The organism is Trinickia sp. Y13 (assembly GCF_029522115.1).
GTDB lineage: Bacteria > Pseudomonadota > Gammaproteobacteria > Burkholderiales > Burkholderiaceae > Trinickia.
In genome coordinates this window covers 174207-198962 of record NZ_JAKWFK010000003.1, presented here as the reverse complement: position 1 = coordinate 198962, position 24756 = coordinate 174207, and the positions used below count along the sequence as shown (strand labels likewise).

Below are 24756 nucleotides of genomic sequence, written 5' to 3'. Positions count from 1 at the left end.
GCGACGGCGCCGAGCCTGTATCCCGGAATCGACGTCGATGAATGCAACAACAAATCCAATGCGGTGGATGGCGCTGGCTCAGCAGGCCATTTAAGCGAGGACGCCCGATTCCAAGAGCGCGGCACGCACGGCCTCATGGCAGCGTGCATCCAACGGCGTCAGCGGCAGACGAATCCCGCCCTTCATCCGGCCCATCTGCTCGAGCGCCCACTTCACCGGAATCGGGTTCGATTCGATGAACAAGTTCTTGTGCAGCGACAGCAGCTTGAGATGGATTTCGCGCGCCGTCTTGGCATCGCCGGCGAGCGCGGCCTTGCACAGTTCGCTCATGGCGCGCGGCGCGACGTTTGCCGTGACGGAGATGTTGCCGTGCCCGCCGAGCAGCATCAATGCGATCGCCGTCGGATCGTCACCGCTGAGGATCGAGAAGTCGGCCGGCGCCGCTTTGATCAGATGCGCTGCGCGATCGATGTTCCCCGTCGCGTCCTTGATGCCGATGATGCCCGGCACTTGCGCGAGCCGTAGCGCCGTTTCGTTCGACATATCGGCCACGGTCCGGCCCGGCACGTTGTATAGGATCACGGGCAAATCCACCGATTCCGCAATCTTCGCGAAATGACGGTAGATTCCCTCTTGGGTCGGCTTGTTGTAATACGGCACGACCTGCAGCGTGGCGTCGGCGCCGACGGCCTTCGCATGCTTGGTCAGATCGATCGCCTCGACGGTCGAGTTGCCGCCCGCGCCGGCAATGACGGGAATGCGACCCGCCGCATGCTCGACAGCCGTCTTGATCATGAGGATGTGCTCCTCGACCGACAGCGTGGCCGACTCGCCGCTGGTGCCGACCACGACGAGCGCGTCCGTCCCTTCGTCGATATGCCAATCGATCAGCTTGCGAAACGCGGGCAGATCGAGACTGCCGTCTTCGAGCATGGGCGTGACGATCGCAGGAATGCTGCCGCGAATGCGCAGGCCGCCTTGGGTGCCGCTGGATGTGCCGTTAGCCATGAAACACGATGAATTCAGACGTGAAAGCGCGATTGTAGCGGATTAGCCGGCCAAATCGTAACGCGGCGGCACGACGCCCGCCGCAAGCGGCTGAGCGGGCAGCGCCGCGCAGATCCGTTGAACGAATGCCGGGCGCGGCTCGGTCACATAGCCGTTCTCGTACGCGATAACCGACAGGCGGCCATGCGCGGCCGCGAGCAGCTCGCCCGGCTCCAGCAAAAACGCCGGATTCGACGGCCTGCCGACGGTTTCGTTGCCACGCGCGAAGGTTTCGTACAAGAAGATGCCCCCGGGTGCGAGACACTGCACGAGCCGCGGCAGCAACGCCCGATTGAGATAGTTGGTCACGACGACGGCCGCGAATCGCTCGGTCTCGGGCAGCGGCCAGCCGCTACCGTCTTCCAAATCGGCACGAACCGGCGTGACGCCGGGGACTTCCGCGAGCGCAGCCAGCGCCGCCTCTGCTCGGTCGATCGCGACGACCTCGTGCCCGCGCCCAGCGAACCAGCGCGCATGGCGCCCGGCGCCAGCCGCCACATCCAGCACGGCGCCACCCGGCTCAACGAGGCGCGACCAGCGAACGACCCACTTGGACGGCCCGCCACTGCCAGGCGCGCCGCTCGACGCCGCATCGTCGGGTAAATGCGTCATCGCGCTGCGCCCTTCGCGCAATCGGTCTCGCAGGGCCCCGTCACCGTCCTCATGAATATGACAAGCCCATCGCTTCGCGCACGTCGCGCATCGTCTCGGTGGCGAACTTGCGGGCCTTGTCGCAGCCGTCGGCGACGATCGCGCGAAGCAGCGACGGATCGTCCATGTATTTTTGCGCGCGCTCGAGCATCGGCTGCTGCTCGCGCAAAATGCCTTCGATGACGGGCTGCTTGCACTCGAGGCAGCCGATGCCGGCCGAACGGCAACCCTTTTGCACCCATTCGTGCGTGGCTTCGTCCGAATAGACCTGATGCAGCTGCCAAACCGGACACTTGTCCGGATCGCCTGGATCGGTGCGGCGCACTCGGGCCGGATCGGTCGGCATCGTGCGGACCTTTTTCGTGATCGTCTCCGCATCTTCACGCAGGCCGATCGTGTTGCCGTACGACTTCGACATTTTTTGGCCGTCGAGCCCCGGCATGCGCGAAGCCTTCGTGAGCAGCACCTGCGGCTCGACCAGAATGATCTTGCGCGAACCCTCGAGGTAGCCGAACAGCCGTTCACGGTCGCTCATGGACAAGCTTTGCGATTCCTGCAGCATCGCGCGCGCTTGCTCCAGCGCTTCATCGTCGCCCTCTTGTTGATAGGCGTTACGCAATTCGTGGTACAGCTTCGCCCGTTTTCCGCCAAGCTTCTTCGCCGCTTCGAGCGCCTTCTCCTCGAACTCGGGTTCGCGCCCGTACAAATGATTGAAGCGTCGGGCAATCTCGCGCGTCATCTCCACGTGTGGCACCTGGTCCTCGCCCACGGGCACGAGCGAGGCGCGATAGAGCAGGATGTCGGCCGCCATCAAAACCGGATAGCCGAGGAAGCCATACGTCGACAGATCCTTATCCTTGAGCTTTTCGATCTGCTCTTTGTAAGTGGGCACGCGCTCGAGCCAGCCGAGCGGCGCACTCATGCCGAGCAATAGGGAAAGCTCGGCATGCTCGGGCACGCGACTTTGAATGAACAATGTGGCTTGCGCGGGATCAATGCCCGAGGCAAGCCAGTCGATCAGCACTTCCCAGACGTTCTTTTCGATGACCTCGGGCGTCTCGTAGTGCGTCGTCAGCGCGTGCCAATCGACGACGCAGAAGAAACAGGGGTATTCGGACTGGAGCCGGACCCAGTTCTTGAGCACGCCATGGTAGTGGCCGAGGTGGAGCGACCCGGTCGGGCGCATGCCGGAGAAAATGCGGTCTGGAAACATGGTGTCAGTTGATAAGCGAAGCAAGAGGGGTCAGGATGGCCGTGACGGCATCGTAGCCGATCGCGACGAGTGGGCGCAGCCAAACCTTCGTCAGCACGCCCGTCATCACGAGCGCCATGACGATGAAAAAACCATACGGCTCGAATCGCGCGAGCGATAACGCCTGCCGCGGCGGCAGCAACGCCGTTAGGACGCGCCCGCCGTCGAGCGGCGGTAGCGGGAACAGGTTCAGCACCCCCAACACGAGATTGACGCCGATGCCTGCCGCCGCCATGCGCGTGAGGAACGGCTCGTCAATGCCGAACGCCGCCAGCGCCACGCCGAACACGCCCCACAACAACGCCTGCACGAAATTGCACGCAGGACCGGCCAACGCCACCCAGAACGTGCCCCAGCGTGGATTGCGCAGATTGCCGAAGGCGACGGGCACGGGCTTGGCATAGCCGAACAAGAACGATCCCCCGGTGACGAAATACAACAGCAGCGGAATGGCGATGGTCCCGATGGGATCGATGTGGCGCATCGGATTGAACGAGACGCGCCCCATCATGTACGCGGTGTTGTCGCCGAGCAGCCGGGCGACGTAACCGTGCGCCGCCTCGTGCAAGGTGATCGCGAAGATCACGGGCAAAGCATAAACAACGATCGTCTGGATGAGCGAGGGATTCATGGAAGTATTGTAACAAGCGGCCGACCCCGCCTTGCGGCGCAGCGGCTCATGATGCGGCGAGCCCGAACGGCTCGAGCGATCCGCGCCCCGCGCGAACGAGCGCAGGCAACTCGCCCGTCAAGTCGACGACCGTCGAAGGTTCGCGCGGACACGCGCCCCCGTCGATCACGAGATCGAGTTGCTTTTCGAGACGGACGCGGATTTCTTCGGGATCGTTCAGCGGTTCGTCCTCGCCCGGCAAAATCAGCGTGGTCGCGATCAACGGCTCGCCGAGCACCTCCAATAACGCGAGCGTGATCGCGTGATCCGGCACCCGCAACCCAATGGTTTTACGCGACGGATGCGATAAGCGCCGCGGCACTTCTTTCGTCGCTAGCAGAATGAATACGTAAGGCCCCGGCGTCACCGATTTGATGAGCCGGAACTGCCGATTGTCGACCATGGCGAACGTCGCCAATTCGGACAAGTCGCGCACCAGCAGCGATAAATGCTGTCTTTCGTCGAGCCCGCGAATACGACGCAAGCGCGTCACGGCATCCTTATCGTCGAGCCGGCACGCGAGTGCATAGCTCGAATCGGTAGGCAGTGCGATCACGCCGCCGTCTTTGACGATCTGGGCCGCTTGCGAAATCAGGCGCGGCTGAGGATCGTCGGGGTGAATCCGGAAAAATTGGGACATGTGAGAACGATCGATGAGTCGGCGCAGACGGCGACGGAGCCGCCGCCTGCGCCACGACGCGTACAGTGAGAGGCCGCGCGCGAATTCGCGCGAAAACGCCTAACTCCAGCGCAGCCAAACCGGCGTGAGATCGGACGGTAACGGCGGCAGCAGGCCAAGGCCCATGCGTCCCTCGCCCGGCGCATGAAAATCGGAGCCGCGCGACGCCTCGAAACCGAAACGGCGCGCCACTTCCGCATATTCGCGAAACTGATCCGGTGTGTGACTGCCCGTTACCACTTCGATGGCTTTGCCGCCCAAATCCTGAAACTGACCGAACAGCGTATCGAACTCGAGCGGCGTGAACTTGTAACGGCCGGGATGAGCAATCACCGCCACGCCCCCTGCGGCGCGAATCCATGCGACTGCGTTCTCGAGCGTTGCCCAACGGTGGGGCACGTACCCCGGTTTGCCCTCGCCGAGATAACGTTCGAAGACGTCCGAAGTCGATGCCGCGTAGCCTTTTTCGACCAGGAAACGCGCGAAATGCGTGCGCGAGATCAGATCGGGGTTCCCTACGTAGCGCAGCGCACCCTCATAGGCGCCCTCGATGCCGACCTCGGCAAGCGCATCGCTCATTGCCCGGGCTCGCGCCATGCGCCCGTTGCGCGTGGCCTGCAGCCCCGCGACGAGCGCGGGACAAGCTGCGTCGATATCGAGGCCGACGATATGCACGGTGCGCGAGGCCCAGGTGACGGAGATCTCCACGCCAGGCACGTAACGCATGCCGAGCGCTTGCGCCTCGCTGCGCGCTTCGGCCTGCCCCGCTACCTCGTCGTGATCGGTCAACGCCCACAGCGTTACCCCGCCCGCCTGCGCGAGGCGCGCAACTTCACGCGGCGCGAGCAAGCCGTCGGAAACGTTCGAATGGCAATGGAGATCGGCGTTCATGCTGTCGGGATCGAATAATTTCTCATTTTACCCGCAACGCAGCAAAAGAGCGGGCCGGCCGTTCGGCTAACGGTGGCGTCCGGCAACCACGCCGCCTCTCACGCGCAAAACGCCTCGATCAACGCCGCCACTTGCTCGGGCTGGTCGTGATGAACCATGTGCCCCGCGTCCTCGATGATTTTTTCTCGCCAGTCGGGAAACGCCTTGAAGCGCGCCTTGTATTCATCGAGCGGAATCGAGCCCGCAAGCATCGCGAGCGTGGGCGATGCAACGGCCTCCACGTGCAGCACCTTCGCCGTCACCTCGGACCATACGGCCATCACTTCGTCGAGACGATACAGCAACGGCCCATGGTGCTTGTGCGCCGGATCGGCCAGCAACATGTAGCGGCCGTCTTCGCCGAGCTTGGCCCAATGCCGGGCCAAAAACCGCGCGCGGCCGGGTGCGAGCCGGGGGTTCGTCTTGATCAGACGTGCGGCGACGTCCTCCAAAGACTCATAGGTCTTCAGGCGCGCGGGCTCGCGCATATCGTCGAGCCAAGCCGCCAGCCGGCGCGGCCACTCGCTGGCTCGCGCCGGCGCGAGCCCGAAGCCCTCGAGATCGACCACGCGCCGCACCCGCTCGGGCCGCGCTCCGGCGTACAGGCAAACGACGTTTGCCCCCATGCTGTGGCCGACGAGATTGACCTGCCCCGAGCTCGCGTAGTGATCGAGCAGCGCATCGAGGTCGGTCAAGTAATCGTGAAACCAGTAGTGGCCGCCGCCGCGCTCGGCCACCGGCCAGTCGGATAGGCCGAACCCGCGCGCGTCGGGGGCGATCACCTGCCAATCGCCGCCCAATGCGTCTACCACGAATTGAAACGACGCCGAGACGTCCATCCAGCCATGCAACATGAAAAGCGTCGGCGCGTCGGGATTGCCCCAACGCCGCACGTGTAGCTTGACACCGCGCACGGTGACGAAATCGGATTGCGGGTTGTTCATTGTGGGAAGCGGCCAAGCCGCAAAAAAAACGAATGGCCGTTCGATTATATCCAGGTATGGCAGGTTTCGCTGCGCTGCCGCACGGCGACTTTTAGATTCGCCTCTCGATTGCTGCCGCCATGCAGGCCGGCGGATGGGATTCTATGGCTCGCTTGGGCCGCCATCGGCGCGCTCCTGCAAGGCCAACGCCGCCAATTCGGCTTCGTCGAATCCGGCGTCGCGCCGAGCGTCGAAATTGAACGGCCCACGCAACCGAGGCGCATGATATTGCGCCGCAAGACGCGTGTATGTCTCGTGCGGCTCGAGACCGCGCACCCCGCACACATGCCTGAACCAGCGATTGCCAATACGCACGTGGCCGATTTCGTCGCGCAAGATGACATCGAGGATCGCGGCCGATTGCGCGTCCCCCGCTTGCATGAGGCGGGCGCGGATCGGCGGCGAGGCGTCCAGGCCGCGAGCCTCAAGCGTGCGAGGAACGAGCGCCATGCGCGCGAGAACGTCCTCGCGCGTGCGCGCGCACATGTCCCAGAGACCGTCATGCGCGGGGAAATCGCCGTATGCGTGACCGAACTCGAGCAAGCGAGATTGCAGCAGTTCGAAGTGATGGGCTTCCTCGGCGGCCACGCGAAGCCAATCGGCGTAATACGCTTGCGGCAGGCCCGCAAACCGCCAGACCGCGTCGAGGGCCAGGTTGATCGCGTTGAATTCGATATGTGCCAGCGCGTGCAGCAAGACCGCGCGGCCGGCCTGCGTCTGCATGCCTCGGTGGCGCAACAGGCGCGGCTCGACGAGCGCCGGCCGCTCCGGCCTGCCCGGCAGCCCCGGCGGCTCCTCGAGCGGCTCGTCGGCTCGGCATGTCGTTTCGCCCGCCCGGTAACGGGCGAACAAGGCGCCGGCAGCAGCCGCTTTCGCTGCCGGCTCGCGCTCGCACAGCGCCGCCAGCGCCGCACGGCGTAGATCGGCGGCGCAATCGCGCTCGACCATGGAATGAGACAAAGGCTGATTCATCGATAGTGGGAACAAAGTGGGCGGAGCCGCGGCCCCGCCCCCCGCAGCCGCCGGGCGGACCGTTTACAATATGCGATTCGACATCGCGCGCAGGCCCGCGGCATGTTGCAGCATCCCACGGGCCTGCGCACTACTCGCCCAAGGAGCCATTGTGCCGATTTACAAGCTGGGAGACCATGCTCCGACGATTCACGAAAGCGTCTTCGTGGCCGATACCGCCACGATCGTCGGCAAAGTTGCGCTCGAAGAGCATGCGAGCGTGTGGTTTGGCGCGGCCATTCGCGGCGACAACGAACCGATCACGATCGGCCCGAACAGCAACGTTCAGGAAGGGGCTGTGCTCCATACCGATCCGGGCCTGCCGCTCACGATCGGCAATGGCGTAACGGTGGGGCATCAAGCCATGTTGCATGGCTGCACGATCGGAGACGGCTCCCTCGTCGGCATTCAAGCGGTGGTCTTGAATGGTGCGGTAATCGGCCGCAACTGTCTGGTCGGCGCCGGCAGCGTCGTCACCGAAAACAAGACGTTTCCCGACCGGTCGCTGATTCTCGGCGCGCCCGCGCGCGTCGTCAGGGAATTGACGGACGAGGAAGTCGAGGGCCTCGCCCAAAGCGCAGAAACCTATGTGGCCCGCCGCGAACTGTTCAAGGCACAGCTCGTGCGGATCGGCTGACATCGCGCGCCGCTTCGCCGCAGGCCTTGCGCCACGGCAACATATGATCGAAGGAAAAGTTGTGGACGACCAGTTGCAAAAATTCATCTTCGCCGCCGCGCCCGTACGTGGCGAGATCGTCTCGCTGCGCAATACCTGGCAGGAAGTGCTCGCGCGCCGGCAGTACCCGGTGGCCGTGCGCGACATTCTGGGCGAGATGATGGCCGCGTGCGCGTTGTTGTCGGCGAATCTGAAGTTCGACGGCACGATGATCATGCAAATTTTCGGCGATGGGCCGATCAAAATGCTCGTCGTGCAATGCAGCTCCGACCTGACCATGCGTGCGACGGCGAAGATATCGAGCGAATTCGATCCGACGCTCGGCGATAGCCTTTCGTTCGTCGAGCTGCTGAACGCGAGCGGTCACGGGCGCTGCGTGATCACGCTCGACCCGCACGACAAGCGGCCGGGCCAGCAACCCTATCAAGGCATCGTGCCTCTGAGCAGTCAAGACGGCCCGCTGCAGTCCATCGCCGCGGTGCTCGAACATTACATGCATCATTCCGAGCAGCTCGATACGCGCTTGTGGCTCGCGGCCGATACCGAGCGCGCGGTCGGCATGCTGCTGCAAAAGCTGCCCGGCGACGGCGGCATCGTCCCGCACTCGGGCGAGCAGCACGACGCCGATACCTGGGAGCGCGTTTGCGTGCTCGGCGGCACCCTGTCGCAAGAAGAGCTGCTTCGGGAAGAGCCCCAGACGTTGTTCAGGCGTTTGTTTTGGCAGGAGAACGTGCAGCACTTCGCGCCGACGCTCACGCGCTTCGAATGCAGTTGCTCGCGCGAGCGCGTCGGCTCGATGCTGAAAATGCTCGGGCGGATCGAAGTCGAGGGGGTCATCGCCGAACAGGGTCACGTGGAAATTCACTGTGAATACTGCAATCAACGCTACGAGTTCGATCCCGTCGACGTTGCCCAGCTGTTCGCCGCAAACGAGGTGACCGCTGGCGTCGCTCCGGCTCGGACCCAGCGGCACTAGAGCCGGCTCAGGTCGCGCCCACGCGGGCGAACGTGCCTATGCAATATTCGGCGCAGTTCGGCACTCACTGCCTCGACACTGCGTTGGGTCCGCCCGCCCGCATTGGCCATAACGCCCACGCATGATTGCGTCTTTGTTTCGCGCCACTCGGAGTCCGTCAATGAATGCCACGATTACCCTGCATCCCTCGCTGGCAGAGCGCATCGGCCGCTTGGCGTGCGCGGGCGCCGGCGCCGCAGCATTCGCTTTACTCTCAGGCTGCGTCGTAGCGCCACCGCCAGGCCCAATCCTCAGCCGCTTGCCGCCTGGGCAACCGGGCGCGGCGGAGTCCGCGCATCCACTCTCGGCTGCCGAGAAAAAGCGCTACGACGAAATCGACAAGCAAGTTTTGCGTGAACAGAACGAGGCGATGTCGGCGAGCGCTTGGGCTCGCTACTATGCGCCTTACTACTACCCGGCCCCCATGACGTTCGGAACGTATTACGGCGGATGGAACAGCGGATGGGGTGTGGGATACACCAGCCCGGGCTACTATCCCGGCTGGTGGTGGTAAGGGCGAGGACCGCGAAAATGCGGCGTGAGCGCCGGTTCAACCGGCGCCATGCCCTTTCCGCGCCGCCGAGCGCTTCGACTTTTCGCCAGCGTGCTTCTTGGCCTTCGAGGGCCGTTCGCGTGAAACCGGGTTCGGCACGACGCTGACCGGCGCCGCGGACACCTCGCCCCGCGTGGAAGTGTTGCTCGGAACAGCCGTTGCGGGCACGCTTGACGTGGCGTTCGGCGAGACGAACTGCACGAACACTTCACCCCCTTTGACCATCCCCATTTCGTAGCGCGCGCGCTCTTCGACGGCGGCCGTGCCGTTTTGCAAGTCCTGCACTTCCCCTTCGATCCGCTCGTTGCGCAGCTTTTCGTCCGCGTTCTTCTGTTGCTGCGCCGCCAAGGCGCCACGCAATTCGTGCACGCGCAGCCACCCGCCATGGCCCCACCAAAGCGGATACTGGATCAGCGCAAGGAGGGCGACGAGAGCTACGGTAACGAGGCGCATTCAGAAGGCCGCAAATTCAAAACCGCCCCGTGCGCCCCGCGGGCAATCCCTTGGGAACAAAAGCACGAGGCGGCGAGCAAAAACGATCGCGTAGGAAGCCCACACGCGTAGCAGACGCGCGTTAGCCGACGCGCGTTAGCGAATGTTATAGAACGTGGACTTGCCCGGATAGCTTGCGATATCGCCGAGATCTTCCTCGATGCGCAACAATTGGTTGTACTTCGAGATGCGATCACTGCGCGAGAGCGAACCCGTCTTGATCTGACCGGCGTTCAGGCCCACCGCGATGTCCGAAATCGTCGAATCTTCGGTCTCGCCCGAACGGTGCGAAATGACGGCCGTATAGCCGGCTCGCTTGGCCATTTCGATCGCGGCGAACGTTTCGGTGAGCGTGCCGATTTGGTTGATCTTGATGAGGATCGAGTTGGCGATGCCTTTCTCGATGCCCTCCTTCAGGATGCGCGTGTTCGTCACGAAAAGATCGTCGCCGACGAGCTGGATTTTCTTGCCGAGCTTGTCCGTCAACAGTTTCCAGCCGTCCCAGTCCGACTCGTGCATGCCGTCCTCGATCGAAACGATCGGGAATTTATCGGCGAGCGTGGCCAGGTAATCGGTGAACTCGGCCGACGACAATTGCAGACCCTCGCCAGCCAGTTGGTATTTGCCGTCGTGGTAGAACTCGCTCGCCGCGCAGTCCAGAGCAAGCAGGACGTCTTCGCCGGCGCGGTACCCCGCCTTCTCGATCGCTTGCAAGATCGCCGACAAGCATTCGGCGTTGCTGCCGAAGTTCGGAGCGAACCCGCCTTCGTCGCCCACGGCCGTGCTCATGCCGCGATCGGACAGGATCTTCTTGAGCGCATGGAACACTTCCGCACCGCAACGCAGCGCTTCGCGGAACGTCGGCTGGCTGACCGGGACGATCATGAACTCTTGGATGTCGAGGCTGTTGTTGGCGTGCGCCCCGCCGTTGACGATGTTCATCATCGGCACCGGCAGTTGCATCGCGCCCGAACCGCCGAAGTAACGGTACAGCGGCAGGCCGGCCTCCTCGGCGGCAGCCTTCGCGACGGCCATCGACACGGCCAGCATCGCGTTCGCGCCGAGGCGCGATTTGTTGTCCGTGCCGTCGAGCTCGAGCAGCGTCTTGTCGAGGAATGCCTGCTCCGAGGCGTCCAGACCCATGATCGCTTCGGAAATCTCGGTGTTGATATGCTCGACCGCCTTGAGCACGCCCTTGCCGTTGTAACGGCCGGCTTCTCCGTCACGCAGCTCGATCGCTTCGCGAGAGCCCGTCGACGCGCCCGACGGTACCGCCGCGCGACCCATCGTGCCCGACTCGAGCAGCACATCGCATTCGACGGTCGGGTTGCCTCGGGAGTCCAAAATCTCACGGCCGATGATATCTACGATTGCACTCATGATTTCCTCTAAATTTGACGATGAATTCTCTTTCTTGACGGGTGCAGTCAGTTGAAATCGCGCTCGATGAACGGAGTGCGTTTCACGACGGTATCCAGCGCGACCAGCGTCTCGAGCAAGTCGGCCATACGGCGCAGCGGCACGGCGTTGGGGCCGTCCGACAGCGCGCAGGCGGGATCGGGGTGAGTCTCCATGAACAAGCCCGCAACGCCCACGCCTACGGCAGCGCGCGCGAGCACGGGCACGAACTCGCGCTGCCCGCCGGAACTCGTGCCCTGCCCGCCCGGCAGTTGCACCGAGTGCGTGGCGTCGAACACGACCGGCGCGAGCGTCTCGCGCATGATCGCAAGCGAGCGCATGTCGGAGACCAAATTGTTGTAGCCAAATGACACACCGCGCTCGCAGGCGAGGAATCGATCTTCGGACAAGCCTGCTTCGCGCGCTGCATCGCGGGCCTTGTCGATCACGTTCTTCATGTCGTGCGGCGCGAGAAACTGGCCCTTCTTGATATTCACGGGCTTGCCGGAGCGCGCGCAGGCGTGAATGAAATCGGTTTGACGGCACAGAAACGCCGGCGTTTGCAATACATCGACGACCGATGCGACTTGCTCGATTTCATCGATGGCGTGCACGTCGGTGAGCACCGGCAAACCCAGTTGCCGCTTCACTTCGGACAGGATGCGCAGGCCTTCGTCCATGCCGAGCCCGCGAAACGACTTGCCCGAGCTACGGTTGGCCTTATCGTACGAAGACTTGTAGATGAACGGGATGCCGAGCTTCGAGCAGATCTCCTTGAGCCGGCCCGCGGTATCGATCGTCATCTGTTCCGATTCGACGACACAGGTGCCCGCGATCAAGAAAAACGGCTTGTCCAGACCGACATCGAAGTCGCACAGCTTCATGCCTTCTCCTTGCGCGCTTCGTGACAGGCCAGCGCCGCTTCGACGAACGACTTGAACAGCGGATGCCCGTCGCGCGGCGTCGACGTGAATTCAGGGTGGAACTGCACCCCGACGAACCACGGATGCAGGCTGCTCGGCAGTTCCATCATTTCGGGCAGATCCTCGCTCGGCGTACGGGCGCTGATGATAAGGCCACCGGTTTCGAGCTGCGGCACGTAGCGGTTATTGACTTCATAACGGTGACGATGGCGCTCGTTCACGTCCTTGCCGTAGATCTGCTCGGCCAACGTGCCGGGCTTGACCGGGCAGCGCTGCGAGCCCAGGCGCATCGTGCCGCCGAGATCCGATTCTTCGGTGCGCTTCTCGACGCGGCCTTCTCGGTCGTACCACTCGGTGATCAACGCGACGACGCGATGCGGCGTGTCGACGTCGAACTCCGTGCTGTTCGCGCCTTGCAGCCCGACCACGTCGCGCGCGAATTCGATCACGGCCAATTGCATGCCGAGGCAGATGCCCAGATACGGCACCTTCGCTTCGCGCGCATAGCGAATGGCCGCGATCTTGCCTTCGGTGCCGCGACGGCCGAAGCCGCCCGGCACGAGCACCGCATCCAAATGCTTGAGGCTTTCGACGCCTTCGGTTTCGATCTGTTCCGAATCGATGTACTCGATGTTGACCTTGGTCGACGTATGGACCGATGCGTGGCGCAGCGCTTCGATCAGCGACTTGTACGACTCGGTCAGATCGACATACTTGCCGACCATGCCGATCGTGACTTCGTGCTTCGGACGCTCGAGCTTGTCGACGATCTCCGACCACATCGACAAATCGGCCGCCTTCGGCTGCAGCTTGAGCTCCTCGCAAATGATGCTGTCGAGCCCTTGATCGTGCAGCATTTGCGGAATCTTATAGATGCTGTCGACGTCCCACACCGAAATCACGGCATCTTCGGGCACGTTCGAGAACAACGAGATCTTCTTGCACTCTTCGTCGGGAATCCGTCGATCGGCGCGGCACAGCAGCACGTGCGGCGAGATCCCGATTTCGCGCAGCTTCTGAACGCTGTGCTGCGTGGGCTTGGTCTTCAGTTCGCCGGCCGTGGCGATGAACGGCACGAGCGTGAGATGGACGAAGCACGCGCTGTTGCGCCCCATGCGCAGGCTCATTTGCCGAGCCGCTTCGAGAAACGGTAGCGATTCGATGTCGCCGACGGTGCCGCCGATCTCGACGATCGCCACATCGGGCTCGCCGCAGGTGGCGGACGCCGCGCCGCGCTCGATGAACGCTTGGATCTCGTTCGTGATGTGAGGAATGACCTGCACGGTCTTGCCGAGGTAGTCGCCCCGACGCTCCTTGCGGATCACCGATTCGTAGATCTGGCCGGTCGTGAAGTTGTTCGCGCGGCGCATCTTCGTACTGATGAACCGTTCGTAGTGACCGAGATCCAGATCCGTCTCAGCACCGTCTTCCGTCACGAATACTTCGCCGTGTTGAAACGGGCTCATCGTGCCGGGATCGACGTTGATGTAGGGATCGAGCTTGAGGAGGGTGACTTTGAGGCCGCGCGATTCGAGGATCGCGGCGAGAGAAGCGGCGGCAATGCCCTTGCCGAGGGACGACACTACGCCGCCGGTGACGAAAACATATTTAGTCATCGCTGAATGCTCGCGGGAAAAACGGATTATACCTTAGGGTCCGCGTGGATATGGAATGCGCGTGCGCCGTCGTGGGAACGGCGCCCCTTCGGTTTTGCGAGCAACCGGGCAAGCCGCGCGCTTACCGCCCATCTTCTTCGCGCAATCGGCGCAGCATGCCGAGCACCACACGCGCCGTCTCGATCGGCCGCTCCATCGGAAACAAATGGCTGCCCTCGATCCATTCGATGCGTCCGCGCGCCGCACGCGCCGTCGCCTCGAGCCCGACTTGGCGGATCTCCTTCGAACGCGTCCCCGCGATGAAGCCCACGGGCACGCTCGGCCCATGCGCGAGCCGCGCACCGAGCGTGCGCGGCAACGTGCGGTAAATGCGGTATTCCACGTCGCGGTCGAACGCGAGCGCACGCGCGCCGCCTGGCGCGATTTGCGGGATGCCGAAGTCGACGTAGTCGGCGAGCACGCGCTCGTCCCATCGCGCGAACGCCGGTTTGGCGCGGAAATGCCGCCACGCCTCGTCGCGGCTTGCCCAATGGGTGCGGCGCTTGCGCGTGGCGGCGGCCGGCGAGAGCCGCTCGTCGAGCCCAGTCCATTGCGAGAAGCGCAGCACGTTCGCGCGCCAGCCCGCGATGATCGGCGAATCGAGCATGACGACGCCGCGCACGAGATGCGGGTGCTTCAGAGAGGCCATCAGCGAAAGATAGCCGCCGAGCGAATGGCCGACGAGCCACACCGGCTGCTCGTAGCGGCGGTCGATGTCGGCTAGCAGCTCTTCGACCAAATGCGGCCAGTCGCTCGTGACGGGATAGCGCGGATCGTGGCCGATGCGTTCGAGAAAGCGAAGCTCGTAGTCATCGGATAGTTCGGCGAAGAGCGTTCGGTACGTCGAGGCGGGAAAGCCATTCGCATGCGAAAAGTGGATGATTTCTTTCAAGCGCCTCTGCCTCCGATTCGTTCGTTTTATCGATCCATCCAATAGCGCGCGTGCGTCTGCCGGTAGCGTTCGAGCGTGAGCCGGCCGCCCTCCAGCGTGACGCGCACCGCGCCGTCAAGATCGGTTCGCGCCAGCGCGATGCCGCGTTCGTCCAAGCGCGACCAAACATGCGGATGGGGATGGCGAAAGCGATTGCGATAGCCTACCTGAAATACCGCGACGCGCGGCTGAACCAAATCGAGGAAAGGCTCGGTGGACGAGGTTGCGCTGCCGTGATGGGCGACGAGCAGCACGTCGGCGCCGAGCGCATCGGTCCCGCGGCGAACGAGCAAGCGCTCCGAGGAAGCGCCGATGTCCCCCGTCAGCAGTGCGCTCATGCCGCTCGCGCTGACCTTGAGCACGCACGACTGTTCGTTGGAACGCGTCGGCAACGGTCCGGGATCGGGCCATAGGACTTCGAATGTCACACCGTCCCATTGCCAGCGTTGGCCCGCGGCGCAGCGCAGACGCTCGGCGCCGCTCGCCTGAGCCTGGCCCCACACACGGTGGGCCGGCGGCAATCCGCCCAGCACTTGGCGAACATCGGCGGCCGCGAGCACGGCCGGCACGCCTCCCGCATGGTCCGCATCGCCGTGACTCACGACGAGCGCGTCCACACGCGCAACGCCGTTGGCCCGCAGATAGGGGGCGACGACGCGCGCCCCCGCGTTGCTCGACTCCGGGCCGGTGCCTGCATCGAATAGCAGCGTGCGGCGTCGCGTCTCGATCAGGATCGACGCGCCCTGCCCCACGTCGAGCGCAGTGAGCCGAAACGATCCAGGCTCGACTTGGGGTGCGCACGGAACGACGAGCGGCAGCCAGGTAAGCGGCGCGGCAAAGCGCAACGGCCACCCGCGCGGCATCAGGCACCAGGCGACGCCCGCGAGCGCCGACGTCACGGCCCACAACGACGGGCGCGGCGGATACCGGTCCGCCCACGGCGATTGCGAAAGCGCATGCAGTAGCCGCATCAGCGGTTCCAGCAACGCATGGGCCACCTCGTAGGCGAGCGCATCGAGCGGCGCGGGCAATACGAGCGCGACGAGCACGATCGGCACGACGAGCACGCTGACCCATGGCACGGCGACGGCATTGGCCAACGGCCCGACGAGCGAAACTTGCGAAAACCAATATGCCGTCAAAGGCGCGAGGCCGAGCGTGACAGCCCATTGTGCACGCACCGCATCGGCGCACTTGGCGCGCGCGCGAGCGAGCCTGCTGCGCCATCGCGAGCGGCCTGGACCGCCTGGCGGTTCGTCCGCCGGCATCCACGCCGCATCGGTCGCGCGGATGGCTTGGACCTCGTCGAACTGCGCCTCGATGTCGGCACGCACGCGTAAGCGGGCTCGCATCGCGAATGCGATCGCAGCGACGGCGCCGAAGGACAGCCAGAAGCCGGCGGACGTCACCGCCCAAGGATCGACGACCAACACGAGCGCCGCCGCCCAGGCGAGCACGAGAGAGAACGCGACGCTGCGCCCGAGCACGAATGCCACGCTCGTCACGACGAGCATCCACAGCGCACGCTGCGCCGGCACGTTGAACCCGGCGAGCGCTGAATACCCTAGCGCGCACACGGCGCCGGCCAGCGTGGCGACGACCGGCGCCGGCAACACGAGCGGCCACTCGCGCCTGCCTCGAGCGGCAAGGATTGCGCCCAAGAAACACGAGCGACGCCATAGCCACGACGTCAGCATGGCGCATAGCCCCGCAACGAACCCGATGTGCAAGCCCGATACCGCGACGAGGTGGCTCGTCCCCGTGCGGCGCAACGCGATGCGATCGTCCTCCCCGATCGCATCTTGAGTGCCGATCGCAAGCGCCGTCACGATGCCGCGATGCCGCGCATCGGCAAGCGCCTGTTCGATGCGCGCACGCAATGCGAAGCGCACGCGATCAATCGCCACGCCCACGCCGCCTGCCGTGCCCGGCAAGCGTACCGCCGCGGCAGCGGGCACCACGGCGCCCGTCGCACGCACGCCGCGCTCGAGTAAAGAGACTTCCGTGTCTTGGCCCGCGAAATTGGCGTACCCGTGCGGGCGCTTTAACCGCACCGTCAATCGGAATCGATCGCCAGGCGCAAGCGGCGGCGCCGCGCCGCGTCCACGCGCGCGCCAATTCAGCTGCACGAGCGAGGGGAAGCGCTCGACGCCGGTTCGTTGCCGCACGTCCTCGGCGTCGACGGCAAACAAGAACCGAGTGTTCGCGCGATCGCCCATGGGCAAACCGCGCACATGCCCCGAAAGTGTCACCTCGCGTTGTTCCCAGGCGAGCGGCAATGTTTCCGCCAAGCGCAGCTCGGCCCGCATCGCCGCGTAGGCATAACCGGCGACGACAGCCGCCCCTGCCAAGATGGCGGGCGCAATGTGCGGTGCGCAAGCCGCGACCCGCTCGAAGACGGTGCGAACCCCCATCGAGCGCTCATCCCGCGCGGATCGTTCGATCGCCGGCGCGCTTGCCCACGCACACGCCATCACGCTCGATAGGACCGCGAACAGCAGGCCGAGCGCTGCCCATTCCCAGCGCCCCGGCAGCGACGCGCGCTGCTGCAGCATGGCGACGCCAAGCGTAAAGCCGATCAGCACACCCCGCATCCGCTCTCCTTCGATCAGCGCACCGAAATGCGAGGGCAGCCGCGAGCGTGAAGCCCCTAGCCGTCACCTCCGGCGCAAACGATCGACGATTATGCGCAAGCGAGCGCGAGTCGGGGCAGCGCAGCGTGAGCGTTAGCCGTTGTGCCTATCTCCAGGTCCCTTTCGTCGATGCCGCGCAGTTGCGCAAGCACGCCGCCGATGCGAGGCACCTGATCCGGCGCATTGCGTTGCTTGTAGGCCCATGCAGGAGGAATGTCGGGCGCATCCGTTTCGACGACGATGGCCTCGAGCGGCAACTCGGCCGCGAGCCGCCTGATTTGACGGGCGCGTTCGAACGTGACGTTGCCGCCGAATCCAAGCCGCATCCCCTGATCGATGAAAGCCCGCGCCTGCTGGAAGCTGCCGTTGAACGCATGTGCGATGCCGCGCCGGACCCCATAACGGCGCAAGCCTTTGAGCACGAGGTCTTGCGATTTGCGCACATGGCAAATGACGGGGAGATCGAACTCGCGCGCGAGCTTGAGTTGCCCATCGTAGAAAAAACGCTGACGCGCGTCGTCGAGGTCGGGAACGAAGTAATCGAGCCCGATCTCGCCGATCCCGACGAATCGCGGGTCGTCCAAGCTCGCCTCGATCTCACGGCGGAGCACATCGAGATCGTCGTCGCTCGATCGGGGCGCAAACAGAGGATGGATACCGAGCGCGTAGACGCCGCCCTCGATACGATGCGCGAGCGCGCGCACGATCGCAAAATTGGCACGCCCCACGGCGGGAATGACGATGCGCGCCACGCCTGCCCGGCGCGCCGCCGCCGCGACATCGTCCCGGTCGCTGTCGAATTCGCCGGCATCGAGGTGACAGTGCGTATCGATCCACATAGCGACCGTCCATCTATCTAGATAGGCTATACGGGCACGAACGGCTCTTCGTGCAAGACGCCATCGCGCAGGCGCAAGATGCGGTCGCAGCGCCCGGCCAAATCGGCATCGTGCGTGACGATGACGAAACTCGTCTCGAGCGTGGCCGACAACTCCAGCATGAGGTTGAACACGTTATCGGCCGTTGCGCCGTCGAGGTTGCCGGTGGGCTCGTCGGCCAGCACGCAGGCAGGCTTGGTGACGAGTGCGCGCGCGATGGCGACGCGCTGGCGTTCGCCGCCCGATAGCTCGCCGGGGCGATGCTTCGCGCGATGGGCAAGGCCGACCCGCTCGAGCGTCGCAAGGGCCTCGCGCCGCGCTTCGTCGGTCGGCATGCGTCGAATGCGCAACGGCATCGCGACGTTATCGACCGCGCTAAATTCTGCGAGCAAGTGATGGAACTGATAGACGAAGCCGAGCGCACGGTTACGCAGGGTGTTGCGCTCGCGTTCGGCCAGGTCGGTGAACGGACGCCCGAGCAATGAAACGCTGCCGGCGCTAGGTTCATCCAACCCGCCGAGCACGTGCAACAGCGTGCTCTTGCCGGACCCGGAGGCGCCGACGATCGCCAATTTTTCACCGCGCCGCACAGACAAATCGGCACCGCTGAGCACGGGCACGTTCAGCCCGCCCTGCACGAACACCTTCGATATGCCTCGCGCTTCGAGCACGCATTCGTGCGAGCCGTGCACGCCTGATGCGGCGCTGGCCGCCATCGATCGTTCGATCATGAAATCACTCATAGCGCAGCGCCTCGGCAGGGCGCACCTTCGCACCCCGCCAGCTCGGGTAGAGCGTCGCAAGCGCCGACAGCGCAAATGCGATGACGCCGATTCTCATCACGTCGCCCGGGACCAACTCGGAAGGCAGTTCGGTGATGAAGTAGACGGATGGCGGAAGAAACTGAACGCCGAACAAATGCTCGATCATCGGCACGAGCCACGGAATGCTCCAGGCGATCAGACACCCGAGCGCAACGCCCGTTGCCGTGCCCACGAAACCGATGGTGATGCCCTGCACGAAAAAGATCTTCATGATCGAGCCGGGCTGCGCGCCGAGCGTGCGCAAGATCGCGATATCGGCCTGCTTGTTCGTTACCGTCATGACGAGCGAAGACACGAGGTTGAACGCGGCGACCGCGATGATGAGCGTCAGAATCACGAACATCATCCGTTTTTCGATCTTCACCGCCGAGAACCACGTCTTGTTCTGTTGCGTCCAGTCGCGAATATAAAGGTCGCCCGAGAGCGTGCGCGACAATTCATGCGCGACGCGCGGCGCCTCTTGCATGTCTTTGAGCTTGAGCCTCACCCCCGTCGGCGCCGTGATCCGAAAGAGCGCTTCGGCGTCGCGAATGTTGATGAGCGCAAGGGTGCTGTCGTATTCGTAGTGCCCCGAGGCGAACACGCCCGTGACCGTGAACTGCTTCAAGCGCGGCATCATGCCCGCGGGCGTCATCGACCCTTCGGGTGCGACGAGCGTGACCTTGTCGCCGACGGAGACGCCGAGATTGGCGGCCAGATCGGCGCCGAGCACGATATTGAACTGCGAAGGCTGGAGGCTCGTCAGTCGCCCCGCCTTCATGTCGCTGCCGATGTCGGACACCTGCGGCTCGAGCGAGGGCTCCACGCCGCGCAAGGCCACGCCGCTCACGGCGTCTTGCCGCGTGAGCAGCGCCTGCGCGTCGACGTAGGGGGCCGCACCGATTACCGCCGGATTGCGGCGCGCTTCGAACGCCGTGCGCTGCCAATCGGGCATCGCGCCCGTGGGCGAAAAAATTTCGACGTGCGCGAGAACCGACAACATCCGGTCGCGCACCTCTTTTTGGAAACCGTTCATGACCGACAAGACGACGATCAACGCGGCCACGCCGAGCGCGATGCCCGACATCGACACGGCCGCGATGAACGAAATGAAGCCGTTGCCTGTCGTGCGCTTACTGGCCCGTGTATAGCGCCAGCCAATCTGCCATTCGTAAGGGAATTTCAAGCGAATCCTTCCATTCTTTGGCTGTCGCGGACTACCGCGGCAGCGCGAGCGCCGCGCTTAGGCACGGCCGTGAATCCGACGCGGACGCGGATGACCTCGCGTAAGCGCCTGCAACCGGCATGCCGGCAAGCGAGTTCTGCGCGGCGCCGATCAAGCGCGCAGTTTGCCATACAATGCGCACCATCATGCATTCCAACCGTCTTCATCTTCTGTTGCCGTTCGCGCTGCCGGCAGCCGCCGACGCCTCCATGGCGCTGCACGATCTGCACAGCCCGGCGCTCGACAAGTTGCTCGCCCGCGCGACCCTCGTCGAACGCGTGGCCGGCGAGGACTTCCAACGCACGTTGCCCCACGAACGGTGGGTGGCGCGCCAATTCGGCGCGATCGCAGCGAACGCGGTGGATGAAGCGCCGCTCGCGCCCTATATGCTACTCGCCGACGGCGGCACACCGGGCAACGAGCAATGGGCATGCGTGGAACCCGTGCATGTGCGTATCGCGCACGATCACCTCGTGCTGATCGATCCTTCGGCGCTCGATTTGAGCGACGAAGAGGCGGCTCAACTGCTCGCCACGGCCAAGCCATTGATCGAAGAACTCGGCGTGAAGGTGGAGGCGCCAACGCCGCGCCGCTGGTACTTGACCGGTGCGGCGCTGGGCAAACTCGCCGGTGCGTCGCCACTGCGCGCCAGCGGACGCAGCATCGAGATCTGGCTGCCGCACGACGCGCAGTCGGGCCAACGCTCGCGCATTTGGATGAAGCTGCAAAACGAAGTGCAGATGAGTTGGTTTGAGCACCCCGTCAACGAGGCTCGCGAGGCGCGCGGCCTGCCCGCCGTCAATTCGATTTGGCTGCATGCCCAAGGCGTGGCGCAGCCCGTGCGCAGCCCCTTCGTGCGCGTGCTTTCGGACGCGGTCGCCACGCGCGGGCTGGCGCTCGCTGCGGGGGTGGAAGCGGCCGGAGCGAGCGCCTCGTTCCAAGCGCTGGGGCCGCTGGGCGCCGGCCAAACGCTGGTGGAGTTGGGGCCGTTCGCCGCACCGTTCATCGCCCAGGATTGGGCCGCCTGGCAAGACGCACTCGGCAGCCTCGAGCGCGACTGGTTCGCGCCCGCGCTCGAGGCGCTCGAAACAGGCCGCCTCGGCGCGCTAGCCCTCACGCTGGCGGGCGATACCGGCTCGGTCACCCTCACCGCAACCCGCGGCGACTTGCGCAAATTTTGGCGCCGGCGCGTGCTCGCGTCGCTGTTCGAATGATGCGGCGCCCGCAAGCGCGTGCGCGCTCGATGCCGCCAGGCTCGGCACGTCGCGCCGCCGCGCGCGCCCCAATGCTGCGTATGCGCCGTGTCGTCCCTGACACGCCCTCCCCTTGCCTGCTTCCCGCATGACTCGAATCGTTAACCGCGCGTGCTCGCCCGCCGACGAAGCGGCGCTGATCCGCCACGGCCTTCATCCGATCCTCGCTCGTCTGTACGCCGCGCGCGGCGTGCGTCTGCCCGACGAGATCGAGACTGCGCTCACGCGGCTCGTACCGCCCGTCGAGCTAAAGGGCGCGAGCGATGCGGCGGCATTGCTGGCCGATTCGATCGCACAAGGCAAGCGCCTGCTCGTCGTCGCCGATTACGACTGCGACGGCGCGACCGCCTGCGCCGTGGCCGTGCGCGGACTGCGCATGTTCGGCGCCCGAGTCGATTACCTGGTGCCCAATCGCTTCGAATACGGCTACGGGCTCACGCCCGAGATCGTCGCGCTCGCTGCCGAGCGCAGTCCCGATCTGCTGATCACGGTCGACAACGGCATCGCGAGCGTCGATGGCGTGGCCGCTGCGAACGCGCGGGGCATCGACGTGCTCGTCACCGACCACCACCTGCCCAGCGATACGTTGCCGGCCGCCCGCGCAATCGTGAATCCGAATCAGCCTGGCTGCATGTTCCCGAGCAAGTGCATCGCAGGTGTCGGCGTGATGTTCTACGTGCTGCTGGCGCTGCGCGCGCGACTGCGCGAGCAAGGCGCTTTCGATCGCGACGGCGCGCTCGGCAAGGCCGGGATACCCGAGCCGCGCCTGGACGGTCTGCTCGATCTCGTTGCCCTGGGCACCGTGGCCGATGTCGTCAAGCTCGACGGCAACAACCGCGTGCTGGTGGCGCAGGGTCTCGCACGCATTCGCCGTGGCCGCATGCAACCGGGCATCGCCGCCCTGTTTCGCGCGGCCGGTCGCGACGCGCGCAGCGCCTCCGGCTTCGATCTGGGCTTCGCTTTAGGTCCGCGGTTGAACGCCGCGGGGCGCTTGTCGGATATGTCGCTCGGCATCGAATGCCTGACGACCGATGATGTCGGGCGCGCTTGGGAACTCGCGCAGCAGCTCGACGCGATGAATCGCGAGCGGCGGGAGATCGAAGCTGGCATGCAGCAGCAGGCGCTCGACGAAATCGCGACGCTCGATCCCGAAGGCCGCGCGACGATCACGCTCTTCAACGAAAGCTGGCACCAAGGGGTGATCGGCATCGTCGCCGGGCGCCTGAAGGAGAAATATCATCGGCCCGCGTTCACGTTCGCGCTGGCCGACGAGCGCGGCGAACTCGTCAAAGGCTCGGGCCGATCGATCCCGGGGTTTCACTTACGCGACGCGCTCGACTTGATCGCCAAGCGCGAGCCCGGCCTCCTCGCCAAATTCGGCGGCCACGCGATGGCCGCCGGCGTCACGCTGGCCGCGCGCGACGTGCCGCGCTTTGCCGATGCGTTCGAGGCGGTCGCGCGCGCGGCGCTCGACGACGATGCGCTCGCGCGCGTGGTGATGACGGATGGCGAACTCGAAGATGCTTACTTCACGCCGCAAGTCGTGGAGCTGATCGACGCTGCCGTCTGGGGGCAAGGCTTCCCGGCGCCGACGTTCTCGGGCGAGTTCGACGTCGTGTCGCAAGCGCTCGTGAAAGACAAGCATTTGAAGCTGCAACTTGCGCGCGGCAGGCAGCGCTTCCAGGCGATTTGGTTCAATCACACCGACACGCTTCCCGCACGCGCCCGCGTTGCCTATCGGCTCGCAGCCGATAGTTGGAACGGGGTTGTCAGGGTGCAGTTGATCGTGGAGCATGCGGTGGCCGCGGCCACGACCTGAGCGGTGCCCTGACCTTCGGGCTGGCGCGGAAATCGCCCGCCCAGCGTACCCCACCGAGCCGCCGAGCACCGATCATTTGAACGGGACGATCCTGCTCCGGCCGTCGGCCGTCCCCGCCGATCAGCTATAATTTCTCCTTTTGACGAAGCGAAGCAGATCGACATGGAAGCCGAACGCCTGAATGCGATCGAAGGTTCTTTAGCAGACTTGCGCCGGCGCGCGAGCGAGCTACGGGGGTATCTTTGACTACGACGCCAAAGCCGCGCGTCTAGCAGAAGTCAACAAGGAACTCGAAGACCCGAACGTCTGGAATGACGCCAAGCACGCCCAGGCCCTCGGCCGGGAAAAGAAGGCTCTCGAAGGCGCGGTGCTGACCCTTTCCGCTCTCGATACGGACCTGCGCGACGCGCAGGATCTCTTCGAGATGGCCCGCGAGGAAAACGACGACGAGACGCTCGTCGCCTGCGAAGCCGATGCGCAGAAGATCGAGGCGCGCGTCGCCGATCTCGAATTTCGCCGGATGTTCTCCAACCCGGCCGATCCGAACAACGCCTTCATCGATATCCAGGCCGGCGCCGGCGGCACCGAAGCCTGCGACTGGGCGTCGATGCTCCTGCGCCAATACCTGCGCTATTGCGAGCGCAAAGGTTTCAAGACCGAAGTGCTCGAGGAATCCGAAGGCGACGTCGCCGGCATCAAGAACGCGACGATCAAGGTCGAGGGCGAGTACGCCTATGGCTTCTTGCGCACCGAAACGGGCATTCACCGTCTCGTGCGCAAGTCGCCGTTCGATTCGTCGGGCGGCCGCCACACGTCGTTTTCATCGGTATTCGTCTACCCCGAAATCGACGATTCGATCGAAGTCGACATCAACCCGGCCGATCTGCGCATCGACACCTACCGCGCCTCGGGCGCCGGCGGGCAGCACATCAACAAGACCGATTCGGCCGTGCGGATCACGCACTTGCCGTCGGGCATCGTCGTGCAATGCCAGAACGACCGCTCGCAGCACCGCAACCGCGCCGAGGCGATGGCAATGCTCAAATCGCGCTTGTACGAAGCGGAAATGCGCAAACGTCAGGCCGAGCAGGACAAGCTCGAATCGAGCAAGACCGACGTGGGTTGGGGCCACCAGATTCGCTCGTACGTGCTCGATCAGAGCCGCGTGAAGGATCTGCGCACCAACGTGGAAATCAGCAACACGAAGGCCGTGCTCGACGGCGACCTCGACGAATTCATCAGCGCCAGCCTGAAACAAGGCGTGTAAGCGCAGCGGATA

23 protein-coding genes are annotated in these 24756 nt (G+C 64.6%); 6 read left to right on the top strand and 17 right to left on the bottom strand.

What is annotated here, in order from left to right; all coding sequences use genetic code 11:
* Positions 1–90: 90 nt before the first annotated feature.
* From dapA to MMB74_RS07070, 8 genes are all read right to left on the bottom strand, one after another.
* Entirely contained in the window at positions 91–1008 is a 918-nt protein-coding gene (gene dapA / locus MMB74_RS07105; RefSeq protein ID WP_277427905.1) for a 4-hydroxy-tetrahydrodipicolinate synthase, read from the bottom strand.
* 42 nt (positions 1009–1050) lie between these two features.
* Positions 1051–1659 (bottom strand): class I SAM-dependent methyltransferase, encoded by a 609-nt coding sequence (locus tag MMB74_RS07100; RefSeq protein ID WP_277427904.1) that lies wholly within the window; start codon positions 1657–1659, stop codon positions 1051–1053.
* A 49-nt stretch (positions 1660–1708) separates the two neighbouring features.
* Positions 1709–2911 carry a tryptophan--tRNA ligase gene (locus tag MMB74_RS07095; RefSeq protein WP_277427903.1) on the bottom strand — a complete coding sequence of 401 codons (1203 nt, stop codon included), beginning with the start codon at positions 2909–2911 and terminating at the stop codon, positions 1709–1711.
* Positions 2912–2915: 4 nt separating this feature from the next.
* Entirely contained in the window at positions 2916–3581 is a 666-nt protein-coding gene (locus tag MMB74_RS07090) for a site-2 protease family protein (RefSeq protein ID WP_277427902.1), read from the bottom strand.
* A 46-nt stretch (positions 3582–3627) separates the two neighbouring features.
* The gene (locus MMB74_RS07085) at positions 3628–4260 is read right to left on the bottom strand and encodes an L-threonylcarbamoyladenylate synthase (RefSeq protein WP_277427901.1); all 633 of its coding nucleotides are present in this window, start codon (positions 4258–4260) and stop codon (positions 3628–3630) included.
* Positions 4261–4359: 99 nt separating this feature from the next.
* On the bottom strand, positions 4360–5190 hold the full coding sequence (locus MMB74_RS07080) for a 3',5'-nucleoside bisphosphate phosphatase (RefSeq protein ID WP_277427900.1): 831 nt from the start codon (positions 5188–5190) through the stop codon (positions 4360–4362).
* 98 nt (positions 5191–5288) lie between these two features.
* Positions 5289–6173, bottom strand: a complete 885-nt coding sequence (locus MMB74_RS07075) for an alpha/beta hydrolase (RefSeq protein ID WP_277427899.1) — start codon at positions 6171–6173, stop codon at positions 5289–5291.
* Positions 6174–6314: 141 nt separating this feature from the next.
* Positions 6315–7160 (bottom strand): ferritin-like domain-containing protein, encoded by an 846-nt coding sequence (locus MMB74_RS07070; RefSeq protein WP_277428187.1) that lies wholly within the window; start codon positions 7158–7160, stop codon positions 6315–6317.
* A gap of 175 nt (positions 7161–7335) precedes the next feature.
* On the opposite strand from MMB74_RS07070, the gene MMB74_RS07065 reads away from it, so the two are divergent.
* From MMB74_RS07065 to MMB74_RS07055, 3 genes are all read left to right on the top strand, one after another.
* Positions 7336–7860, top strand: coding sequence for a gamma carbonic anhydrase family protein (locus MMB74_RS07065; RefSeq protein WP_277427898.1), 525 nt, complete (start codon positions 7336–7338; stop codon positions 7858–7860).
* A 61-nt stretch (positions 7861–7921) separates the two neighbouring features.
* Positions 7922–8875, top strand: coding sequence for an Hsp33 family molecular chaperone HslO (gene hslO, locus MMB74_RS07060; protein ID WP_277427897.1), 954 nt, complete (start codon positions 7922–7924; stop codon positions 8873–8875).
* A gap of 160 nt (positions 8876–9035) precedes the next feature.
* The gene (locus MMB74_RS07055) at positions 9036–9428 is read left to right on the top strand and encodes a hypothetical protein (protein ID WP_277427896.1); all 393 of its coding nucleotides are present in this window, start codon (positions 9036–9038) and stop codon (positions 9426–9428) included.
* Between the two features lie 36 nt (positions 9429–9464).
* Here MMB74_RS07055 and ftsB read toward each other — a convergent pair whose 3' ends face one another.
* From ftsB to MMB74_RS07010, 9 genes are all read right to left on the bottom strand, one after another.
* Positions 9465–9920: a cell division protein FtsB gene (gene ftsB, locus MMB74_RS07050; protein ID WP_277427895.1), complete on the bottom strand. Its 456-nt coding sequence runs from the start codon at positions 9918–9920 to the stop codon at positions 9465–9467.
* A gap of 135 nt (positions 9921–10055) precedes the next feature.
* Complete coding sequence (eno, locus tag MMB74_RS07045; protein WP_277427894.1) at positions 10056–11339, bottom strand: phosphopyruvate hydratase; 1284 nt, start codon at positions 11337–11339, stop codon at positions 10056–10058.
* Between the two features lie 47 nt (positions 11340–11386).
* Positions 11387–12241 (bottom strand): 3-deoxy-8-phosphooctulonate synthase, encoded by an 855-nt coding sequence (kdsA, locus tag MMB74_RS07040; RefSeq protein ID WP_277427893.1) that lies wholly within the window; start codon positions 12239–12241, stop codon positions 11387–11389.
* Entirely contained in the window at positions 12238–13896 is a 1659-nt protein-coding gene (locus MMB74_RS07035; protein ID WP_277427892.1) for a CTP synthase, read from the bottom strand. The genes kdsA and MMB74_RS07035 overlap by 4 nt, the downstream gene beginning before the upstream one ends.
* A gap of 121 nt (positions 13897–14017) precedes the next feature.
* Positions 14018–14827, bottom strand: a complete 810-nt coding sequence (locus tag MMB74_RS07030; protein ID WP_277427891.1) for an alpha/beta hydrolase — start codon at positions 14825–14827, stop codon at positions 14018–14020.
* 26 nt (positions 14828–14853) lie between these two features.
* Entirely contained in the window at positions 14854–17460 is a 2607-nt protein-coding gene (locus tag MMB74_RS07025) for a DNA internalization-related competence protein ComEC/Rec2 (RefSeq protein WP_277427890.1), read from the bottom strand.
* An 89-nt stretch (positions 17461–17549) separates the two neighbouring features.
* Complete coding sequence (locus MMB74_RS07020) at positions 17550–18338, bottom strand: TatD family hydrolase (RefSeq protein WP_277427889.1); 789 nt, start codon at positions 18336–18338, stop codon at positions 17550–17552.
* Positions 18339–18364: 26 nt separating this feature from the next.
* Positions 18365–19108 carry an ATP-binding cassette domain-containing protein gene (locus MMB74_RS07015; RefSeq protein ID WP_277427888.1) on the bottom strand — a complete coding sequence of 248 codons (744 nt, stop codon included), beginning with the start codon at positions 19106–19108 and terminating at the stop codon, positions 18365–18367.
* A gap of 4 nt (positions 19109–19112) precedes the next feature.
* Entirely contained in the window at positions 19113–20366 is a 1254-nt protein-coding gene (locus MMB74_RS07010; RefSeq protein WP_277427887.1) for a lipoprotein-releasing ABC transporter permease subunit, read from the bottom strand.
* Between the two features lie 173 nt (positions 20367–20539).
* Here MMB74_RS07010 and MMB74_RS07005 point away from each other — a divergent pair, with 173 nt between their 5' ends.
* The 3 genes from MMB74_RS07005 to prfB all read left to right on the top strand — a co-directional run bounded on the left by MMB74_RS07005 (position 20540) and on the right by prfB (position 24744).
* Positions 20540–21619 carry a regulator gene (locus MMB74_RS07005; RefSeq protein ID WP_277427886.1) on the top strand — a complete coding sequence of 360 codons (1080 nt, stop codon included), beginning with the start codon at positions 20540–20542 and terminating at the stop codon, positions 21617–21619.
* 127 nt (positions 21620–21746) lie between these two features.
* A complete protein-coding gene (gene recJ, locus MMB74_RS07000; protein ID WP_277427885.1) occupies positions 21747–23477 on the top strand; it encodes a single-stranded-DNA-specific exonuclease RecJ in 1731 nt (576 codons plus the stop codon).
* A 162-nt stretch (positions 23478–23639) separates the two neighbouring features.
* Positions 23640–24744, top strand: a protein-coding gene (prfB, locus tag MMB74_RS06995) for a peptide chain release factor 2 (protein ID WP_277427884.1) whose coding sequence is annotated in 2 segments (ribosomal slippage) — positions 23640–23720 and positions 23722–24744 — 1104 coding nt in all. Because the reading frame shifts where the segments join, the coding sequence is not laid out codon by codon here.
* Positions 24745–24756 lie beyond the last annotated feature (12 nt).

Excerpts from the sequence above, each read along its gene's own strand:
- dapA (WP_277427905.1), bottom strand. The coding sequence starts at position 1,008 with ATGGCTAACGGCACATCCAGCGGCACCCAAGGCGGCCTGCGCATTCGC.
- MMB74_RS07100 (WP_277427904.1), bottom strand. The coding sequence starts at position 1,659 with ATGACGCATTTACCCGACGATGCGGCGTCGAGCGGCGCGCCTGGCAGT.
- MMB74_RS07095 (WP_277427903.1), bottom strand. The coding sequence starts at position 2,911 with ATGTTTCCAGACCGCATTTTCTCCGGCATGCGCCCGACCGGGTCGCTC.
- MMB74_RS07090 (WP_277427902.1), bottom strand. The coding sequence starts at position 3,581 with ATGAATCCCTCGCTCATCCAGACGATCGTTGTTTATGCTTTGCCCGTG.
- MMB74_RS07085 (WP_277427901.1), bottom strand. The coding sequence starts at position 4,260 with ATGTCCCAATTTTTCCGGATTCACCCCGACGATCCTCAGCCGCGCCTG.
- MMB74_RS07080 (WP_277427900.1), bottom strand. The coding sequence starts at position 5,190 with ATGAACGCCGATCTCCATTGCCATTCGAACGTTTCCGACGGCTTGCTC.
- MMB74_RS07075 (WP_277427899.1), bottom strand. The coding sequence starts at position 6,173 with ATGAACAACCCGCAATCCGATTTCGTCACCGTGCGCGGTGTCAAGCTA.
- MMB74_RS07070 (WP_277428187.1), bottom strand. The coding sequence starts at position 7,160 with ATGGTCGAGCGCGATTGCGCCGCCGATCTACGCCGTGCGGCGCTGGCG.
- MMB74_RS07055 (WP_277427896.1), top strand. The coding sequence starts at position 9,036 with ATGAATGCCACGATTACCCTGCATCCCTCGCTGGCAGAGCGCATCGGC.
- ftsB (WP_277427895.1), bottom strand. The coding sequence starts at position 9,920 with ATGCGCCTCGTTACCGTAGCTCTCGTCGCCCTCCTTGCGCTGATCCAG.
- eno (WP_277427894.1), bottom strand. The coding sequence starts at position 11,339 with ATGAGTGCAATCGTAGATATCATCGGCCGTGAGATTTTGGACTCCCGA.
- kdsA (WP_277427893.1), bottom strand. The coding sequence starts at position 12,241 with ATGAAGCTGTGCGACTTCGATGTCGGTCTGGACAAGCCGTTTTTCTTG.
- MMB74_RS07035 (WP_277427892.1), bottom strand. The coding sequence starts at position 13,896 with ATGACTAAATATGTTTTCGTCACCGGCGGCGTAGTGTCGTCCCTCGGC.
- MMB74_RS07025 (WP_277427890.1), bottom strand. The coding sequence starts at position 17,460 with ATGCGGGGTGTGCTGATCGGCTTTACGCTTGGCGTCGCCATGCTGCAG.
- MMB74_RS07020 (WP_277427889.1), bottom strand. The coding sequence starts at position 18,338 with ATGTGGATCGATACGCACTGTCACCTCGATGCCGGCGAATTCGACAGC.
- MMB74_RS07015 (WP_277427888.1), bottom strand. The coding sequence starts at position 19,108 with ATGATCGAACGATCGATGGCGGCCAGCGCCGCATCAGGCGTGCACGGC.
- MMB74_RS07005 (WP_277427886.1), top strand. The coding sequence starts at position 20,540 with ATGCGCACCATCATGCATTCCAACCGTCTTCATCTTCTGTTGCCGTTC.
- recJ (WP_277427885.1), top strand. The coding sequence starts at position 21,747 with ATGACTCGAATCGTTAACCGCGCGTGCTCGCCCGCCGACGAAGCGGCG.